General features: G+C 74.1%; 18 protein-coding genes and 1 pseudogene. 7 read left to right on the forward strand and 12 right to left on the reverse strand.

The annotated features are described in order from the left end of the window. Nucleotides 1-14: 14 nt before the first annotated feature. Nucleotides 15-515: a DUF6328 family protein gene (locus ACRAKH_RS11675; RefSeq protein WP_447009805.1), complete on the forward strand. Its 501-nt coding sequence runs from the start codon at nt 15-17 to the stop codon at nt 513-515. A gap of 124 nt (nt 516-639) precedes the next feature. On the opposite strand, the gene ACRAKH_RS11680 is transcribed toward ACRAKH_RS11675, so the two are convergent. The 3 genes from ACRAKH_RS11680 to ACRAKH_RS11690 all read right to left on the reverse strand — a co-directional run bounded on the left by ACRAKH_RS11680 (nt 640) and on the right by ACRAKH_RS11690 (nt 2,955). Further along, nucleotides 640-1,314, reverse strand: coding sequence for a DUF6766 family protein (locus tag ACRAKH_RS11680; RefSeq protein ID WP_380728884.1), 675 nt, complete (start codon nt 1,312-1,314; stop codon nt 640-642). A gap of 82 nt (nt 1,315-1,396) precedes the next feature. Then, on the reverse strand, nt 1,397-1,765 hold the full coding sequence (locus tag ACRAKH_RS11685; protein WP_380728882.1) for a hypothetical protein: 369 nt from the start codon (nt 1,763-1,765) through the stop codon (nt 1,397-1,399). A 17-nt stretch (nt 1,766-1,782) separates the two neighbouring features. Further along, entirely contained in the window at nt 1,783-2,955 is a 1,173-nt protein-coding gene (locus tag ACRAKH_RS11690) for a zinc-dependent alcohol dehydrogenase (RefSeq protein ID WP_380728880.1), read from the reverse strand. An 80-nt stretch (nt 2,956-3,035) separates the two neighbouring features. On the opposite strand from ACRAKH_RS11690, the gene ACRAKH_RS11695 reads away from it, so the two are divergent. Continuing rightward, entirely contained in the window at nt 3,036-3,857 is an 822-nt protein-coding gene (locus ACRAKH_RS11695) for an SDR family oxidoreductase (protein WP_380728878.1), read from the forward strand. A 126-nt stretch (nt 3,858-3,983) separates the two neighbouring features. Here ACRAKH_RS11695 and ACRAKH_RS11700 read toward each other — a convergent pair whose 3' ends face one another. Beyond that, complete coding sequence (locus ACRAKH_RS11700) at nt 3,984-4,379, reverse strand: ChaB family protein (protein ID WP_380728875.1); 396 nt, start codon at nt 4,377-4,379, stop codon at nt 3,984-3,986. A gap of 70 nt (nt 4,380-4,449) precedes the next feature. On the opposite strand from ACRAKH_RS11700, the gene ACRAKH_RS11705 reads away from it, so the two are divergent. Then, nucleotides 4,450-5,835, forward strand: coding sequence for an aldehyde dehydrogenase family protein (locus ACRAKH_RS11705; protein WP_380728894.1), 1,386 nt, complete (start codon nt 4,450-4,452; stop codon nt 5,833-5,835). Here the strand turns inward: ACRAKH_RS11705 and ACRAKH_RS11710 are convergent. Then, on the reverse strand, nt 5,793-6,395 hold the full coding sequence (locus tag ACRAKH_RS11710; protein WP_447009806.1) for a response regulator transcription factor: 603 nt from the start codon (nt 6,393-6,395) through the stop codon (nt 5,793-5,795). The genes ACRAKH_RS11705 and ACRAKH_RS11710 overlap by 43 nt on opposite strands. Then, nucleotides 6,392-7,603, reverse strand: a complete 1,212-nt coding sequence (locus tag ACRAKH_RS11715) for a sensor histidine kinase (protein WP_447009807.1) — start codon at nt 7,601-7,603, stop codon at nt 6,392-6,394. Before ACRAKH_RS11715 ends, ACRAKH_RS11710 begins: the two co-directional genes overlap by 4 nt. 108 nt (nt 7,604-7,711) lie before the next feature. Here ACRAKH_RS11715 and ACRAKH_RS11720 point away from each other — a divergent pair, with 108 nt between their 5' ends. Both ACRAKH_RS11720 and ACRAKH_RS11725 read left to right on the forward strand, forming a co-directional pair. Beyond that, complete coding sequence (locus ACRAKH_RS11720) at nt 7,712-8,626, forward strand: ABC transporter ATP-binding protein (RefSeq protein ID WP_380720606.1); 915 nt, start codon at nt 7,712-7,714, stop codon at nt 8,624-8,626. Beyond that, nucleotides 8,623-9,327 carry an ABC transporter permease gene (locus tag ACRAKH_RS11725; RefSeq protein ID WP_447009808.1) on the forward strand — a complete coding sequence of 235 codons (705 nt, stop codon included), beginning with the start codon at nt 8,623-8,625 and terminating at the stop codon, nt 9,325-9,327. Before ACRAKH_RS11720 ends, ACRAKH_RS11725 begins: the two co-directional genes overlap by 4 nt. A 36-nt stretch (nt 9,328-9,363) precedes the next feature. Here ACRAKH_RS11725 and ACRAKH_RS11730 read toward each other — a convergent pair whose 3' ends face one another. The 5 genes and pseudogenes from ACRAKH_RS11730 to ACRAKH_RS11750 form a co-directional block, all read right to left on the reverse strand. Continuing rightward, complete coding sequence (locus ACRAKH_RS11730) at nt 9,364-10,638, reverse strand: UDP-glucose dehydrogenase family protein (RefSeq protein ID WP_380720601.1); 1,275 nt, start codon at nt 10,636-10,638, stop codon at nt 9,364-9,366. Next, complete coding sequence (locus tag ACRAKH_RS11735; protein ID WP_380720598.1) at nt 10,596-11,486, reverse strand: glycosyltransferase family 9 protein; 891 nt, start codon at nt 11,484-11,486, stop codon at nt 10,596-10,598. The genes ACRAKH_RS11730 and ACRAKH_RS11735 overlap by 43 nt, the downstream gene beginning before the upstream one ends. A 137-nt stretch (nt 11,487-11,623) precedes the next feature. Next, nucleotides 11,624-12,562 (reverse strand): annotated as a pseudogene (locus ACRAKH_RS11740) (glycosyltransferase family 2 protein); the annotation flags it as partial. After that, nucleotides 12,559-14,199, reverse strand: a complete 1,641-nt coding sequence (locus ACRAKH_RS11745; RefSeq protein WP_380720596.1) for a carbamoyltransferase family protein — start codon at nt 14,197-14,199, stop codon at nt 12,559-12,561. The pseudogene ACRAKH_RS11740 and the gene ACRAKH_RS11745, both read right to left, overlap by 4 nt. Before the next feature lie 100 nt (nt 14,200-14,299). Continuing rightward, entirely contained in the window at nt 14,300-15,226 is a 927-nt protein-coding gene (locus ACRAKH_RS11750; protein ID WP_380720594.1) for a UDP-glucuronic acid decarboxylase family protein, read from the reverse strand. Nucleotides 15,227-15,283: 57 nt separating this feature from the next. Here ACRAKH_RS11750 and ACRAKH_RS11755 point away from each other — a divergent pair, with 57 nt between their 5' ends. Further along, complete coding sequence (locus ACRAKH_RS11755; protein ID WP_447009962.1) at nt 15,284-16,135, forward strand: glycosyltransferase family 2 protein; 852 nt, start codon at nt 15,284-15,286, stop codon at nt 16,133-16,135. Between the two features lie 144 nt (nt 16,136-16,279). On the opposite strand, the gene ACRAKH_RS11760 is transcribed toward ACRAKH_RS11755, so the two are convergent. Further along, nucleotides 16,280-16,765, reverse strand: coding sequence for a winged helix-turn-helix domain-containing protein (locus ACRAKH_RS11760; protein ID WP_380720591.1), 486 nt, complete (start codon nt 16,763-16,765; stop codon nt 16,280-16,282). Between the two features lie 73 nt (nt 16,766-16,838). Here ACRAKH_RS11760 and ACRAKH_RS11765 point away from each other — a divergent pair, with 73 nt between their 5' ends. After that, nucleotides 16,839-17,663: an aldo/keto reductase gene (locus ACRAKH_RS11765; protein ID WP_380720589.1), complete on the forward strand. Its 825-nt coding sequence runs from the start codon at nt 16,839-16,841 to the stop codon at nt 17,661-17,663. The last annotated feature ends 1 nt before the right edge of the window (nt 17,664 follow it).

The following is a 17,664-nucleotide window of genomic DNA, read 5'->3' on the forward strand; positions in this document are numbered from 1 at the left end:
GGTATGTGCTTCCCGTGAGTCAGGCCGAGGAATCACACCAGCGGAGGTTGGCCCGCAACCTCAACGAGTTGCTGCAGGAACTGCGCGTGGCGCAGGCGGGCGTCCAGATCCTGTTCGGGTTCCTGCTCTCGATCGCCTTCACCGGGCGTTACGCGAGCGCCGACACCTTCGTGCGCGCCACCCACCTGGTCACCATACTGTTCGCCGCGTGCTCGGTGGCGTTCATGACCGCGCCGGCGGCGTGGCACCGCATCCTGTTCCGCCGCGGCAGGCGCGAGGACGTCATCGAGGTGGCGAACCGGTACGCGATCCTGGGGCTCGGGTGCCTGGCGGTCGCCATGACCGGCACCATCCTGCTGCTCGGCGAGATCATCGTGGGCGGCTGGCTGGCCGTCGCGCTCGGCGCGTTCGCGGCCCTGCTGTTCGGCACGCTGTGGTTCCTGCTCCCGTGGCGGGAGCGCGGGCGCGGCTCGTTCACCGACGACGACGAGGACGCCGAGGACCGGCTGGAGTAGACCGCGAACAGACCGCGGACAGACCTCGACAGATTTGAAGCCGCCGTGCTCACGACGTCCTCCCCGTGAGCGCGGCGGCTTCTTCCTCGTTCAGCTCGGTCAGCCTTCCTCGTTCGGCCCTCGGTCAGCCCTGCTCGTCGGTCCGGTCGTGCGGCGTGCCGACGGGCTTCGACTCCGGCGACCCCCGCTGGCGCAGGTACACGCTCAACACCGCCATCGAGCCGATGGCCAGGAACTCCGACTGCCAGTTCTGCAGCGACCGGTTCCAGAAGTCCGCCGACACCACGTACTCCCACCACGTCACCGGGTCCTGGAAGTCGTTCAGCTGGTCGTTGTTGTACGCGCTGCGCCCCGCGATCGACTGCGTCAGCCAGGAACCCACGAACAGCCCCAGCATGACCAGCCCGAGCGAGTTCGAGAACAACGCCGTGCGCCAGCCGCCCGCCTTCGCCCACGGCGGCGACTCCGGCTTCAGGTGCTCGCCCAGCAGCTGCGCCTCGTCGGACTCCGCGCCGATCCGCGACGCCGGCTTCGACTCGGGCGACCCGCGCTGCATCAGCCACACCGTGGCGAAGATGAACAGGAAGAACTGGAGGTACTCGGACTGCCAGTTCTCCGCCACGTCCACCGCGAAGTCCGACGACGTGACGTACGCCCACCAGTCGATGGGGTCGCCGCCGTCGGCGAGCCGGCGCTGGTTCACGTCCGCGTTGCCCGCGAACGACTGCGCCACCAGCGTCGCCAGGAACAGCAGCCCGAACGCCAGGCCCAACCCGTTGTCGCGCAGGAACCTCTTCACAGGCCCACCAACCCGATGACGCTGAAGAACACCAGCAGGGCCGCCACTCCCAGCAGGTAGGCGTAGAACATGCCGCGCTGCGTCACGGCCCACCCACCTCGCACGTGTACGGCCGCTCGCCCTGCGGCGCGCACCCGGCGCCCGCGACGCGCCACCCCGACGTCAGCTCGCGCAGGAACAGCACGTCGTCCGCCGAGGTGCGCGCCTGCGCCGCGTCACCCCAGACCTCGACCGACTCCACCGCGCCGCCGGGCAGGTCGAGCGACGAGCACTCCGCGTCCTGGCGGGCCCGTTCGGTCAGCAGCCCGCACGCCCGTTCCGCGTCGCCCGCGGCGACCGCGGCGGTGAACTCCTCCGCCGCGCGCCTGGCCAGGTCCTCCGTGCCGGATCCACACCCGCTCGCCAACACCGCCGGCATCGCCGCGGCGAGCAACCACCGAAAGCGGATCATGGCTGGACGATAATCCGTCACGGGCGGAGCAGCACCTTGACGGCGTTGTCCTCCTTGCGCTGGAACACCTGGTACGCGTGCGGAGCCTCGTCGAGCGGCAGGTGGTGCGTGGCGAACGTGTCCACGCCGAGCGGGTCGTCGTCGGTGAGCAGCGGCAGGATCTCCGGCACCCAGTGCCACACGTTGGCCTGGCCCATGCGCAGCTGCACCTGCTTGTCGAACAACGTCAGCATCGGCAGCGGGTCCGCCATGCCGCCGTACACGCCGGAGACGGAGATCGTGCCGCCGCGCCGGACGATCTCGATCGCGAGGCGCAACGCGTGCAGCCGGTCCACGCCGGCCGTGGTCATGAACCGGGCCGCGATGGCGTCCGGCAGCAGACCCACCGCCTGGTGCGCCATCTTCGCCACCGGCGCGCCGTGCGCCTCCATGCCGACCGCGTCGATGACGGCCTCCGGCCCGCGTCCGCCGGTCAGCTCGCGGATGTGGTCGACCAGGTGGCTGTCCCGCACGTTCAGCACGGTCACGCCGTGCGCCCGCGCGCGGGCCATGCGGTCGGGCACGAGGTCGACGCCGATCACCGTCTCGACGCCGCGGTGCTGGGCGATCCGGGTCGCCATGTCACCGATCGGGCCGAGCCCGAGCACGACCAGGCTGTCCCGCGTGGCCGCGTACTCCACCGCCTGCCACGCGGTCGGCAGCACGTCCGACAGGAACACGAACCGGTCGTCCGCCGGGCCTTCCGGCACCTTGATGGGCAAGGTGTTGCCGAACGGCACCCGCAGGTACTCGGCCTGGCCGCCGGGCACCTGCCCGTACAGCTTGGTGTAGCCGAACAGCGCCGCGCCCGTCCGGTGCTCGCGCACCTGGGTCGTCTCGCACTGCGACTGGAGGCCGCGCGAGCACATGAAGCACGTGCCGCAGGAGATGTTGAACGGGATGACGACCCGGTCACCCGGCTTCACCTCGGTGACGTCCGCGCCGACCTCCTCGACGATGCCCATCGGCTCGTGGCCGAGGATGTCGCCCTCGTCGATGAACGGCCCCATCACCTCGTAGAGGTGCAGGTCGGAGCCGCACAGACCGGTGGACGTGACGCGGACGACGATGTCGGTCGGGTCCTTCAGGACGGGGTCCGGCACGGTGTCCACGCGCACGTCCCGCTTCCCGTGCCAGGTGACGGCTTTCATGGAAAAAGCTCCTTCCGACTGGTGCTCGGAGCGTTCCCGGGGCGGCGTGTGGCAAACCCGGCGCCGGGTACCCGCCGGCCATGAGCGCACCCCTACCCCAGGACCGGTCCGGCGCGCCGACGCGCGCGGTGGTGACCGGGTCCGACTCCGGTATCGGCAAGGCGATCGCGGTGGCCCTCGCGGGCGGCGGCGTGGACGTCGGCATCACGTACCACCGGGACGCCGACGGCGCCGAGGACACCGCGCGGCAGGTCCGCGAGCACGGCGCGCGGGCCGCCGTGCGGCGGCTGGACCTGACCGACCTGCCCGGCGCGGCGGACGTGGTGGACGAGCTGGCCGCCGAGCTGGGCGGCGTCGACGTGCTGGTGAACTGCGCCGGCACGGGCACCGCGCAGAAGGCGCTGGACATGGACTTCGACACGTGGCGCGGTGTGCTGTCGGTCGACCTCGACGGCGCGTTCCTGTGCTCGCAGCGCGCCGCCAGGCACATGATCGAGGCCGGCCGGGGCGGTCGGATCATCAACATCACGTCGGTGCACGAGCACCTGCCGCGCGTCGGCGCCGCGCCCTACTGCGCGGCCAAGGCGGGCCTGGGCGCGTTGACGAAGGTGCTGGCGCTGGAGCTGGCCGAGCACGCCATCACGGTCAACTCGGTGGCGCCCGGCGAGATCTCCACCCCGATGACGGGCCAGGAGGACGTGGACCCGCGCTCGGAGGCGCGGCCGGGCGTGCCGCTGGGCCGGCCGGGCCACGCCGCCGAGGTGGCCTCGGTGGTGGCGTTCCTGGCCACCCCGGCGGCTGGGTACGTGACGGGCGCGTCGTTCGTGGTGGACGGCGGCATGACGTTGATGGGGCCGCAGGCGAGCCCGCTGCTCACCGACCGGCAGTGGCTCGACGTGTGACGGCACCGACCGCTCCGAGCGTGGCGGCTGCGAGCGCCACGGCTGCGAGCGTCGCGGCTGGGAGCGTCACGGCTGCGAGCGTCGCGGCCTTGTGCGTCGCGGCACTCGCGGCCGAGTGCTGACGGCTCAGGAGCGGGCCTTGGCGGTCTTGCGGTTGTTGGCCTTCTGCAGCGCCTCGACCAGCTGCTCCTTGGTCATGCTCGACCGGCCCGGCACGTCGAGCTTCTTGGCCAGCTCGTAGAGGTGCTGCTTGCTGGCGTTGGCGTCGACGCCGCCCGCGGTCCTGCCCCGCTTGGGCGTGCTGCGGGCGGCCTGCTCGTCCGACGGGCCCTTCTCCTCCTTGGGCTCCCAGTGGTCGCCGACCTTCTCGAACGAGTGCTTCAGGGCGGCGTACGCGGTGCGGTGCGACCGCTGGCCCTCGCCGTAGGTCTCCACCGCCGAGTCGTGCGCCTTGATCCACGTCCGCTGGGCCTTCTTGGACGAGCGGGCGATCGTGCTGGGCAGCTCCTGGGCTCCGGGCATGGCTCTCCTCCTCGGGGCGTCGCCTCGGGTTTCACCTCGGCCGCTCGGGTACCCGGTGGCCATGACGGACATGCGTGTCGACGCACTCGACGTCCACAGCCCGGTAGACGGTCGGCTGATCGGCTGGCTCCCCACCGCCACGGACGAGGACGTGGCCGGCTCGGTGCTCACCGCGCGCGAGGCGCAGCCCGGCTGGGCGGCCACGCCCGCGGCCGAACGGGGCGCCGCGCTGAAGGCCGCCGCGACCGCGATCCGGACCCACGCGGTGGACCTGGCGAACGTCGTCCAGGAGGAGACCGGCCGCCCGTTCGCGTCCGCGCGGGACGGTGTGCTGGCCGGTGTGTCCACGTTGGAGCAGTACGCCGAGCTGGGCCCGGTCCACCGCGGCCGGTCGCTGCTCGGCGCGCACGACGCGACGGACCTCATGGTGCCGGAGCCGCGGGGCGTGGTCGTGGCGCTGACGCCGTGGAACGACCCGGTGGCCGTGGCGTGCGGGCTGCTCGGCGCGGCCCTGGTGACCGGCAACACCGTGGTGCACAAGCCGAGCGAGCGGTGCCCGCACACCGGCGTGCTCCTGGCCCAGCTCATGGTCGACCACTTCCCGCCCGGCGTGCTCCAGAGCCTCACCGGCGACGGCGCGGTCGGCGCGGCGCTGGCCTCGTCACCGCACGTCGACGTCGTCGCGCACGTCGGCGGCACGGCGACCGGCCGGTCCATCGCCGCCGCGTGCGCCGCGACCGGCGCGAAGGCGCTGCTGGAGAACGGCGGCAACGACCCGCTGCTGGTCGACGCGGACGTCGACCCGGTGTGGGCGGCCGGTCAGGCGGCGCTGGGCGCGTTCACCAACGCGGGCCAGCTGTGCACGTCCGTGGAGCGGATCTTCGTGCACCAGGCCGTGGCGGAGGAGTTCCTGACCGCGCTGTGCGACGAGGCCCGCCGCTGGAACGAGTCGCCGCAACCGCTGGTGGACGTCCGGCTGCGGGAGCACGTGCACGCGCACGTCGCCGAGGCCGTCGCGGACGGCGCGCGACCGCTCGTCGGCGGCGAGGTGCCGGAGCGGGACGGGGCGTACTACCCGGCGACCGTGCTGAGCCGCTGCACGCCCGACATGCGGGTGATGCGGGAGGAGACGTTCGGCCCCGTCGCGCCGGTGCGGGTGGTGGCGTCGTTCGAGGACGGCCTGGCGGAGGCGTGCGTGGACGAGCACGGCCTGGCCGCGACCGTGCTGACGGCGTCGATGGCGCACGCGCAGCAGGCGTGGCGGGCGCTGCCCGTGGGCACGGTGAAGGTCAACGCGGTGTTCGGCGGGGCTCCCGGCGGCGCCGCCCAGCCGCGCCGGGCGTCCGGCACCGGGTTCGGCTACGGGCCGGAGCTGCTGGACGAGATGACGACGGTGAAGGTCGTGCACCTCGGTCAGATCCAGCCCTCGTCCCAGGCCAGCCGCGCGGCCTCGTAGCGGGTGCTCACGCCGAGCTTGGTCATCGCCGACGACAGGTAGTTGCGCACGGTGCCGGCGGCGAGGTGCGCCTCGGCGGCGATCGTCGCCACCGTGCCGCCGCGCAGCGCGTGCCGCAGGACGTCCAGCTCGCGCGCGGTCAGCGGACACGCTCCCTCGGTGAGCGCGGCGGCGGCGATCTCGGAGTCCACGTACCGCCGGCCCGCGTGCACGTCGCGCAGGATCGACGCGAGCTGGGCGGCCGGGGTCGTCTTCGGCACGAACCCGCGCACGCCCGCGCTCAACGCCCGCCGCAGCACGCCCGGCCGCGCGTGCCGGGTCACGACGACCACCGCGACCCCGTCCAGCTCCCGCACCGCCTCGGCGGCGAGCACCCCGTCGCGCCGGGGCATCTCCAGGTCGAACACCGCGATGTCGGGCCGGTGCGCCCGCACCGCCGCCACCGCCGCGTCGCCGTCGCTGGCCTGCGCGACGACCGAGATGTCGTCCTCCAGCTCCAGCAGCGCCGCCAACGCGCCCCGGATGAGGTCCTCGTCGTCGGCCAGCACGACCCGGATCACCGGCCCACCCCGGCACGTCCCACGAGCTCGAACCCGTCGCCGCCCGCCGGACCGGCCTCGACCCGCCCGCCGACGGTGGCGAAGCGCTCGCGCAGCCCGGCCAGCCCCGCGCCGGCCGCGTCCCGGCCCGGAACGCCCTCACCCCGCGCGCCACCGGCCGGAACGTCGGCCCGCCCACCGTCGGCCCGCCCGTCGTCGGCCCGCCCTTCGTCGGGTCGGACACCGTCGTTGCGCAGCCGCACGCCGACCTGCCCGTCGGCCACGCTGATCACCACGTCGCAGCGCCGCGCCCGGCTGTGCCGCAGCACGTTCGTCGTCCCCTCCCGCACCAGCGCGCCGAACAACGGCTGCAACGGCGGCGGCACGTCGGTCGCGTCACCGTCCACGGTGGTCTCGATGCCCGCCGCCCGCAGCACGCCCACCGCGTTGGCGATCTCGGTGCCGAGGCTCGCCCGCCGGTAGCCCTGCACCACGTCCCGGGTCTCCCGCAGCGCGGTCCGGGCCAGCTCGGCCACCTCGCCCGCGTGCTGCCGGGCCAGGTCGTCGTCCCGGCCGATCAGCCGCTGCGCGAGCTCGCCCTTCAACGCGATCGCCTGGAGGTGGTGGCCCTGGATGTCGTGCAGGTCGGCGGCGAACCGCAACCGCTCCTCGGCCACGGCCAGCGCCTCGGCGGTCCGGCGCGCCTCCTCCTGCCGCACCGCCAGGTCCCAGATCCACAGCTGGACCAGGTCCGCGAACACCAGGGCGACGATCATCACCACCGCCAGCGCCATCGCCGCGCGCGCGTCCGTGCCGCCGAACACGCCGGCGACGGCCACGGCGAGCACCGTCATCACCGCCATGACGGGCCAGCGGCGGTGCGCCGGGAGGATCGCGCCGACGTGCGCGACCACCAGGGCGGGCAGCATGGCCCAGGCGGGCAGGAAGCTGCCGCTGCCGCACATCACGCCCCACGCGACCAGCGACACCGCGAACGTCGCCGCGTGCTCCCACGGCCGGTCGTCGCCGCGGCCCAGCCCGCCCATCGCCTGGCGCAGGTACCGGGTGTGCTGGACGACCACCAGCGCCACGGCCGCGGCCACCAGCGCCGACTTGACCAGGCCGTAGTCGTTGACGACCAGGTCGAGCACGGTGCCGAAGCCGACGGCCACGCCGCCGACCAGCACCATGTACCACGTGTAGTGCCGGAGCCTGGTCAGGGGAGTCACGGGGTGAATCTACGAGCCGGGTCGCACGGCTGTCTGCTGACATCTGTCACGTCAACCGGTGCGCGGCGGCACTGGGGGCCGCGCCCGCCCGCGACCAGCATGGTAGCCATGCGGAAACCGGTGATCGAGGTGACGGGCCTGAGGTGCCGCTACGGCGGGTTCGAGGCCGTGCGCGGGGTGGACTTCGAGGTGTCGGAGGGGGAGCTGTTCGCCCTCCTCGGCACGAACGGAGCCGGCAAGACGACGACCATGGAGACGCTGGAAGGGCTCCGCGCGCCCCACGCGGGCACGGTGCGGGTGTTCGGCGTGGACCCGTTCCGGGAGCGCGCGGCGCTGCGGCCGCGGATCGGGATCATGCTCCAGGACAGCGGCTTCCCGGCCGACCTGACCGCCCGCGAGCTGGTGCGGCTGTGGGACGCCACGAGCGGCCGGCGGGCCACCGAGGACGTGCTGGAACGGCTGGACCTCGCGCACCGCCGGGACGTGCGGATCAAGCAGCTGTCCGGCGGCGAGCGGCGTCGGTTGGACCTGGCGCTGGCCGTGCTCGGACGTCCGGAGCTGCTGTTCCTCGACGAACCCACGACCGGGCTCGACCCGGAGTCGCGGCGGCGCACGTGGGAGGTGGTGCGCGGGCTGCTGGCCGAGGGCTCGACCGTCGTGCTGACCACGCACTACCTCGAAGAGGCCGAGACGCTGGCGCACCGGCTGGCGATCCTGCACGAGGGCGTGGTGGCCGTGTCCGGCGCGCTGGTGGACGTGCTGGCCGCCCAGCCCGCGCGGATCTCGTTCGACCTGCCGGGCGGGCTCGACGTCGGCGCGTTGCCGATGCTGGCGGGCGACGTCGTGCACCGGCCGTCCGGGCGGGTCGAGGTCCGGACCCGGGAGCTGCAGGACGACCTGGCGGACCTGCTGGCGTGGGCGCGCGGCGAAGGGCTGCGGCTGGGCCGCATCCGGGCCCACCACGCGTCGCTGGAGGACGTGTTCCACCACGCCCGCACGGGCAGGGAGGTCGTGGCCGCATGATCACCGCACTGGGCGTGGCCGAGCTGAAGCTCCTGCTGCGCAACCGCACCGCCGCCGCGCTGGCGCTGCTCATGCCGCTCGCGGCGGGGCTGTACTTCGCGCTCGCCGTGGGCGGCGACGACAACGGCTGGACGATGATCGTCGTCCTCCAGCTGCTGTTCTCGCTCGGGTTCACCGTCTACGTGACGGTGACGACGTCGTTGACGGCACGCCGGCAGGACCTGTACCTGAAGCGGCTGCGGACCGGCGCGGCGTCGGACGTCGTGGTGCTGACCGGCATCCTGCTGCCGGTCGTGGTGCTCGGCCTGGCGCAGGCGCTCGTGCTGCTCGGCGTGAGCGTCGCGGCGGGCGCGCCGATGCCGACCAACCCCGGCCTGCTGGCGTTGGCGCTGGTCGGCGGCGCGGCGCTGAGCTGCGCGGCGGGCGTGTGCACGAGCGGCCTGACCGGGACCGCCGAGCTCGCGCAGATCACCACGGCGCCGTTCTTCTTCGCCCTGGTCGTCGGAGGACTGATGGGCCTGGGCGGCGGGGACGACCCGCGGGTGCTGCTCGTGCCGGGCAGCGGCCTGGGCCTGCTGACCCAGGCCGCGTGGGGCGGTCCGACCGACGCGGTCGGCCTGGCGCTGCTCGCCACCGCGGGCTGGACCGCCGTCGCCGTCGCGCTGTCCGTGCGCTTCTTCCGCTGGGACCCGCGCACCTGACGGCCCCGCGCGCCCGACGACGGCGGGGCGTGCCGGTCAGGCGGCCGCACGCCCCAGGCTGACCAGGTGGAACCCGGCCTCGGTCACCTTGTCGAGCGGCAGCAGGTTGCGGGTGTCCACGATGACCCGGCGGCGCATGGCGGCCGCCAGGTTCGGCCAGTCCAGCTCGGCGAACTCGGGCCACTCGGTCAGCACGACCAGCCCGTCCGCGTCGCGGGCCACCGCGTCCGGCGAGTCGAGCACCCGCACCGGCCCGCAGTCGGTGTCCACGCACGGGTCGTAGCCGGTCAGCCGCGCGCCCTGCTCGGCGAGCAGCGCCGCCACCGCCAACGCGGGGGAGTCGCGCAGGTCGTCCGTGCCGGCCTTGAACGTCAGGCCGAGCAGCCCCAGCCGGGCGCCCGCCAGGTGGCCCACCGCGTCGCGCACCATCGCCACGACCCGGTGGGCCTGGTGGGTGTTGGTGCCGATGGTCGCCCGCAGCAACGGGAAGTCGACGTTCACCTCGTCCGCCGTGGACAGCAGCGCCCTGGTGTCCTTGGGGAAGCACGAACCGCCCCAGCCCGGACCCGGTTCGAGGAACGCCGAGCCGATCCGGTCGTCCAGCCGCATGCCCTCGGTCACGTCGGAGATGTCCGCCCCGACCCGCTCGCACAGCTCGGCGAGGCTGTTCACGTAGGACAGCTTCATCGCCAGGAAGCAGTTGCTCGCGTACTTCACCAGCTCCGCGCTCGCGCTGCCGGTGACGAGCGCCGGCGCGCCCGTGCCCGCGTACAGGCCGACCACGCGCCGCGCGGCGTCCTCGGCCTCGGACCCGACCACGACCCGTTGCGGCCGCAGGAAGTCGTCCACCGCGTGGCCCTCGCGCAGGAACTCAGGGTTCGACACGACCCGCACGTCGGACCGCCCCACGAGCGAGGCCACCCGTTCCGTCGTGCCGGCGGGGACGGTGGACTTGATCACCAGCACGCAACCGGGGGAGACGGCGTCCCGCGCCTCGCGCAGCACGGCGTGCACGGCGGTCAGGTCGGCCGCGCCGTCCGGTCCGGTCGGCGTCGGCACGCACAGGAACACGAAGTCCACTTCGGACAGTGCTTCGGCGTTGCCGCGCACGAACCTCAGCCGCCCGGACCGCAGTCCCTCCGCGACGAGCTCCGCCAGACCGGGTTCGTGGGCGCCGACCTCGCCCCGGCCCAGCGCCGACACCTTCGCCTCGTCGACGTCCGCGCACACCACGGTGTGCCCGAGCCGGCTGAAGCAGGCGGCGGTGGTCAACCCGACATAGCCGGCACCGATGACGCCGATCCTGGACATGGTCCACCTCCCAGCAGCGATCGCGCGGCGTCCAGCACTTCGTCCACGGTGATGTCGAGCAGCCCCGGGTCGGGCCGGTCGGCGAACGTGTCGCCGGTCCGGCCGTGCCACAGCGCCCGGTGCGGCCCCGACCGCGGTCCCCACTCGGCCGGCGACACCGGTCCGAACAACACCACCGACGGGGTGCGGTAAGCCGTGGCGACGTGCGCGACACCCGTGTCGCCGCAGATCACGAGCCGCGCGCCCGCCACCAGGTCGAGCAGGCCGGCCAGGTCGCCGGTCCGGGAGCGCCCCCGGGCCACCGCCCGCACCAGCGGGGTCTCGGCCGGGCTGCCGGTCACCACCACGTTCGGACCGAGCGCCCGCACCACCGCGGCGAACCGCGCGGCGGGCCAGCGTCGGGCGCCGTGGCTCGCGCCGGGGTGCACGACGATCGCGCCGTTGCGCGGCAGCGGCGGCAGCAGCAGGTCGTTCGGGTCGCACGGGATGCCGAACTGCCCCAGCAGCCGGCACCAGCGCAGCACCTCGTGCTGGTGCGGCGGCCACGGCACGTGCGCGCCGTGCGTGATCAGCCGGTCCGGGTGGGTGGCGCGCAGCAGCTCGGTGCTCCGCGGCCCGCACCCGTGCAGGTTCACGGCGAGGTCCGGCGAGTCGTAGTCGATCGGCACGAGACCGTCGGTCGGCAGCAGCCTGTCCACGGCGTCGATCCGCTCGACGGCGTCGGCCAGCCACCCCGGCGCGGCCAGCGTGATCTCGGCGTCGGGGTACGCCCGGCGCAACCCGCGCAGCGCCGGCACGGCCGTCAGCAGGTCGCCGAGGCCGAGCGCGCGGAGCACCAGGACCCTCACCGCGACACCGTCCCGGACGCCTTCGGCTCCTCGGCGTGGGCGTCGGAGTGGCCCAGGTGACCCAGGTGGCGCAGCCGGTCGAGCGTGTCGGCGACGTGCAGGCCGCGCCGGCGCACCCGGCCCGCGACGGGCACGGCCCGGTGCCGGACCTCGCCGCGCAGGCGGTGCGCGCACGCGGCGGGCGGGATGGCGACGCTGGTGACGATCATCTTCGCCACCTCGTCGCGGGTGCGGGGACCGGGCGCGATGCGCTCGACGGCGAACAGCGCCGTCAGCCCGGCCCACCCGGCGGCGAAGCCCGCCGCGGCCTTCCACCACCCGAGGTATCCACAGAGGACGGACAGGAGGCCGGACAGCGTGGTCAGCGCGTGCCGGGGGAGCAGGCCCGGCGCGCCGCCGATCCGCTCCCGCCACTCCGGGCCGAGCAGCCGCCGCACCAACGCGTCGTCGGCGTTGCCGCGCTGCTGCCGCAGGCTCGCGAAGAACCCCGCGTGCCGCACCGGGTGCGTGGTCACGCGGTCGCCCATGACGATCCGGTACCCGCGGTCCTGCACCCGCAACGCCAGCTCGGCGTCCTCGCGGTAGGCGCGCGGGAAGCGCTCGTCGAACCCGCCCGCGTGCACCAGGGCGGCCCGGCGGTAGGCCATGTCGGCGGTGATCCACCGCGCCGTCGCCAACCCGGCCGTGCCGCGTTCCCAGTCGGTCGGCGGGCGGTCCTCCGGCAGCGGCACGACGATCCGCGCCTGCGACGCGCCCACGTCCAGCCCGAGCCGTTCCAGGTCCTCGGTCAGCCGCCGCTTCCAGTCGTGCGGCGGGAGGACGTCGTCGTCGAGGAAGGCCACCCACTCGCAGCACGCGGCACGCCACCCGGCGTTGCGCGCGGCCGCCGGGCCGCGGCCGCCGGTGCGCAGGACGCGCGCCGTGCGGGTCGGGGGCAGGGGTCCCGGCTCGGGCCGGTCGTCCACCACGATGATCTCGCGCGGCGGCGGCCCCTCGCCGTGCTCCAGGGCTTCCAGCACCACGCGCAGGCTGTTGCGGCCGACGGTCGGGATGACCACGGCGTAGTCGACGCTCATCGCCGCACCTCCGGGGCGGGCCGGGGCCGGCGCACCACGAACCGGCCGATGGCCAGCAGGTCGACCGGCGCGGAGCCGAAGCACTCCAGCGCGTCACGCGGGTCGTCCACCATCGGCCGGCCCGCCGTGTTCAGGCTGGTGTTCACCACGACCGGCACGCCGGTGCGCCGGTCGAACTCCCGGAGCACCCGCGCCATCAGCGGTTCCGTCCCCGGGTCGACGGTCTGCACGCGCGCCGTGCCGTCCACGTGCACGACCGCCGGGATGCGGTCACGCCACTCCGGGCGCACGTCGTGCACGAACAGCATGTACGGGCTGGGCAGCGGGCCGCGCTCGAACAGCTCGGCCGCGCGGTCCGCGAGCACCATCGGCGCGATCGGCCGGAACTGCTCGCGGCCCTTGACCTCGTTGAGCCGGGCCAGGTTCTCGGCGCGTCCCGGGTGCGCCAGCAGGGACCGCCGGCCCAGCGCCCGCGGGCCGTACTCGCTGCGACCCTGGAACCAGGCCACGACCTGGTCGTCCGCCAACGCCTCGGCCACCGCGACGGCGACGTCCTCCGGCTCCTCGTAGGCGACCTTGGCGGTGCGCAGGTAGTCCTCGACCTCCGCGTCGGTCCACGACCGGCCGAGGTCGGCGCCCGGCATCGCGGCGGCGGGCTCGCCCGCGTCTGCCACCACCTGCAGCGCCGCGCCCAGCGCGGTGCCGGCGTCACCGGCCGCCGGCTGCACCCAGACCTCCTCGAACGGCCCCTCGGCGAAGATGCGGGTGTTCGCCACGCAGTTCAGCGCCACACCGCCCGCCATGGTCAGTCGCTTGTGGCCGGTCCGCTCGTGCAGCCAGCGGACCAGGTCCAGCAGGACCTCCTCGACCCGCACCTGCACGCTCGCCGCGAGCTCGGCGTGCTCCTTCGTCACCTCGCCGTCGGGGTCGCGGCGCTTCGCCAGCGTCGCCCAGTCCAGCGGCTTCACGGCGAACCCGCCGTCCTCGGTCGCGTAGACGTGCTCCCGCACCAGGTCCAGGTGCTTCGGCTCGGCGTAGGACGCCAGCGCCATCACCTTGTACTCGTCGCTGGACCGCAGGAAACCCAGGTGCTCGGTCAGGTCCTCGTACAGCAGGCCCAGCGAGTGGGGCAGGTGCTGCGCGGCCAGCGTCTCCAGCCGGTGGCCGCGGTAGCTGCCCGCGAGGTGCGACCGGCACTCGCCGCGACCGTCGTTGACCAGCACCGCGCAGTCCCCGCCGAACGGCGCGGCCAGGCCCGTGGACGCGGCGTGCGCCACGTGGTGCGGCACGAACCGCACGATCGCCGGGTCCAGCCCCGGCAGCGCGGTGGCCAGGAAGTACGGGGCGCGCCGGGCGTACTCGGTGCGCAGGTCCTCCCACGGCACGTCGCTCGGCTCGACCAGGTCCGGGTCGTACGAGTAGGCCACGGCGTCCAGGTCCGCCGGCGTGAGCCCGGCGTGCTTGAGGCACCAGCGCGCGGCCTGCTCGGGCTGTTCCCACGCGGAGAACGGCACCGGCCGCTTGCCGTGCTTGCGCCGGGAGAAGCGTTCCTCCTCCGCGGCGGCCACCACCCGGCCGTCCACCACGAGGGCGGCGGCGGGGTCGTGGAAGACCGCGTTGATGCCGAGCACGCGCACGGCGTTCCCCTTTCGCTCCTGTGTGGACCGTCGTCGGCCGGTGCGGATCCTCGGGCCGGAGCCGGACCGTCGCGGACCGATTCGGACCGTTGTCGTCCGACTACCCGACGAGGTGTCGGTCAAACGACCGCCGCAGGCCCTCGTCGAGCGGGATCTCGGGCTGCCAGCCCAGCAGCTCGCGGGCCAGCGAGATGTCCGGGCGACGTCGCCGCGGGTCGTCCACCATGGCGTCGACGTGCTCGATCGTGGACGTGCTGCCGACCAGCTCGATGACCTTCCGGGCCACCTCCAGCACGGTGACCTCCTCGGGGTTGCCCAGGTTCACCGGGCCCGCGTGGTCGCTGTCCGCCATCGACAGCAGCCCGCGCACGAGGTCGTCCACGTGGCACAGCGACCGGGTCTGCGATCCGTCGCCGTGCACGGTCAGCGGCTCGCCGGCGCGGGCCTGCCGCACGAACGTGGGGATCATCCGGCCGTCGTCGGGCCGCATCCGCGCGCCGTAGGTGTTGAAGATCCGCACGATGCCCGCGTCCACGCCGTGCTCCCGGCGGAACGCGCAGGTCAACGCCTCACCGAACCGCTTGGCCTCGTCGTAGACGCTGCGTGGCCCGATCGGGTTCACGTTGCCCCAGTACGTCTCGCGCTGCGGGTGCTCCAGCGGGTCGCCGTACACCTCGCTGGTCGACGCGATGACGATCCGCGCGTTCTTGCGCCGCGCCAGCTCCAGCGCGTGCAGCGTGCCGAACCCGCCCACCTTCAGCGTGTCGATGGGCGTCCGCAGGTAGTCCACCGGCGACGCGGGGCAGGCCAGGTGCATCACCAGGTCCACCGGGCCGAGCAGGTCGAGGGGTTTCGACACGTCCTCGACCACGACGCCCAGCCGCGGGTCGACGGGCAGGTTGTCCGGTGACCCGGTGCGGAAGTCGTCGACGCACACCACCCGCGTGCCGCGTCGCAGCAGCGCCTCGCACACGTGCGAGCCGAGGAACCCGGCACCACCGGTCACCACCGCGCGTTCGAATCCCATGCGGTGGGCCTACCCGTGAGGCCGATGAGTAACCACCGCTTCTCCGGGTAGTACCCGCTGGTGGCCCAAACGACGGTGGTGATCGCGACCCGCGACCGGGCGGACGACCTGGTGCGCACGCTCGCCCGGCTCGGTGAGCTGGACGTGCCGGTCGTCGTGGTCGACAACGGCTCGTCCGACGACACGGTGGCACGGGTGCGGCGGGACTTCCCGGACGTCGAGGTGATCCCGCTAAGCCACAACGAGGGCGCGCTGGCCCGCAACCACGGCGTGCGGCGGGCCGCCACCCCGTACGTGGCGTTCAGCGACGACGACTCGTGGTGGCCGCCCGGCGCCCTGCCGCGCGCGGAGGACCTGTTCGCCCGGCACCCCCGGCTCGGGCTGATCGCGGCGCGCACGATCGTGGAGCCCGGCGGCGGGCTGGACCCCGTGTGCGTGGAGATGGCCCGGTCGGCGCTGGGCCGTGACGACGACCTGCCCGGACCGTCCGTGCTGGGGTTCGTGTGCTGCGCCGCGGTGGTGCGGCGGTCGGCGTACCTGGAGGTCGGCGGGTTCCACCCGGTGCTGTTCTGGCCCGGTGAGGAACGCCTGTTCTCGTGGGACATGGCCGCGGCCGGGTGGGCGTGCTGCTACGTGGACGACGTGGTGGCGCACCACCAGCCGTCGCCGTCCCGCCCGCCGTCCTCGTGGCGGCGCCGGGTCGAGATGCGCAACGAGCTGCTGACGACGTGGCTGCGCCGCCCGCCCGGGGTGGTGGTCGCGGACACGGTGGCGCTGGCGCGGCGGGCACTGGGGGACCGGGACGCGGGCGCGGCCCTGGTCGCGGCGCTGCGCCGGCTGCCGGCGGCGTTGCGGCACCGGAAGTCCCTGCCCGCCGACGTGGAGCGCCGGGTGGCGATCGTCGGCTGACCCGGCGACCCCCTGACCCGGCGACCCCCTGACGCGGTGCCCCCGACCCGGTGAACCGCCGCCCCGGTGACCCCTCGACCCGGTGAACCGCCGACCCCCTGAACCGCCGGCCCGGTGAACTCCCGAGGGCCGACCGCCGACCCGTCACCCGGCCAGGGCGTCCCGCTCCACCACCACGTCCGCCGCCGAGTCCACTCGGTACCCGACCCCGCGCACGGTGGTGATCACGCCCGCCGCGTCGCCGAGCTTGCGCCGGATGCGCCGCACGTGGACGTCCACCGTCCGGGTGTCCACGAACCCCGCCACGCCCCACACCTTCGACATCAGGGACGACCGCCGGTGCACCTGCCGGGGGTGCGCGCACAGGTGGTGCAGCAGGTCGAACTCCAGCCGGGTCAGCTCGACCGGCACGCCCCGGTGCAGCACCCGCCGGGAGTCGACGAGCACCCGCAGGGCGGGCTCCGCCCGCCGCACCGGCAGCTCGACCACGACGTCCGCGTCGGGCAGGTCCAGCGCCGACCGCAGCGCCTCGGCCAGCCGTCCCGCGGTGTCCACCACGCGGGAACCGGGCGCGGACACGCGGATGAGGACCGTCACCTCCACGGTCGTCACGTCAGGTGATGCGCTCACGGGGTGATCGGACCAGCCCGCGCGGCGCCGGTCAACGCCGCCCACCACGTGGGAGCCGTTGACACGGGGCATGATGGCACCCATGAGGACCATCACCCTGAACAACGGCGTCACCATGCCGCAGCTCGGTTTCGGCGTCTTCCAGGTGTCCACAGAGGACACCTATGACGCGGTGACCGAGGCGCTGCGGGTCGGTTACCGCAGCATCGACACCGCCGCCATCTACGGCAACGAGGAGCCGGTCGGCCGGGCCGTCGCCGACTCGGGGATCGCCCGTGACGAGCTGTTCGTGACCACCAAGCTGTGGAACTCCGACCAGGGCTACGACGAGGCGCTGCGGGCGTTCGACGCGAGCGCGGCCAGGCTGGGCCTCGACCAGGTCGACCTGTACCTGGTCCACTGGCCCGCGCCCAAGCAGGACCGGTACGTCGACAGCTGGCGCGCGCTGGGCAAGCTGCACGCCGACGGCCGGGTCCGGGCCATCGGCGTGTCCAACTTCCAGCCCGAGCACCTGGAACGGGTCGTCGACGCCACCGGCGCCGTGCCCGCGGTGAACCAGGTCGAGCTGCACCCCCGCCTCCAGCAGGCCGAACTGCGCGCCGTCCACGCCCGACTGGGCGTCGTGACGGAGGCCTGGAGCCCGCTGGCGCAGGGCGCGCTGCTGGGCGACCCGGTGATCACGTCCGTCGCGGACAAGCACGGCCGGACGCCCGCGCAGGTCGTGCTGCGCTGGCACGTGCAGCTGGGCAACGTGGTCATCCCCAAGTCGGCGACGCCGAGCCGGATCGCGGAGAACTTCGCCGTGTTCGACTTCGAGCTGGACGGCGACGACCTGGCCCGGATCGCCGAGCTGGACCGGGGCGAGCGGATCGGCCCGGACCCCGACACGTTCGGCTAGT

The sequence above is a fragment of the Saccharothrix hoggarensis genome (assembly GCF_052936025.1).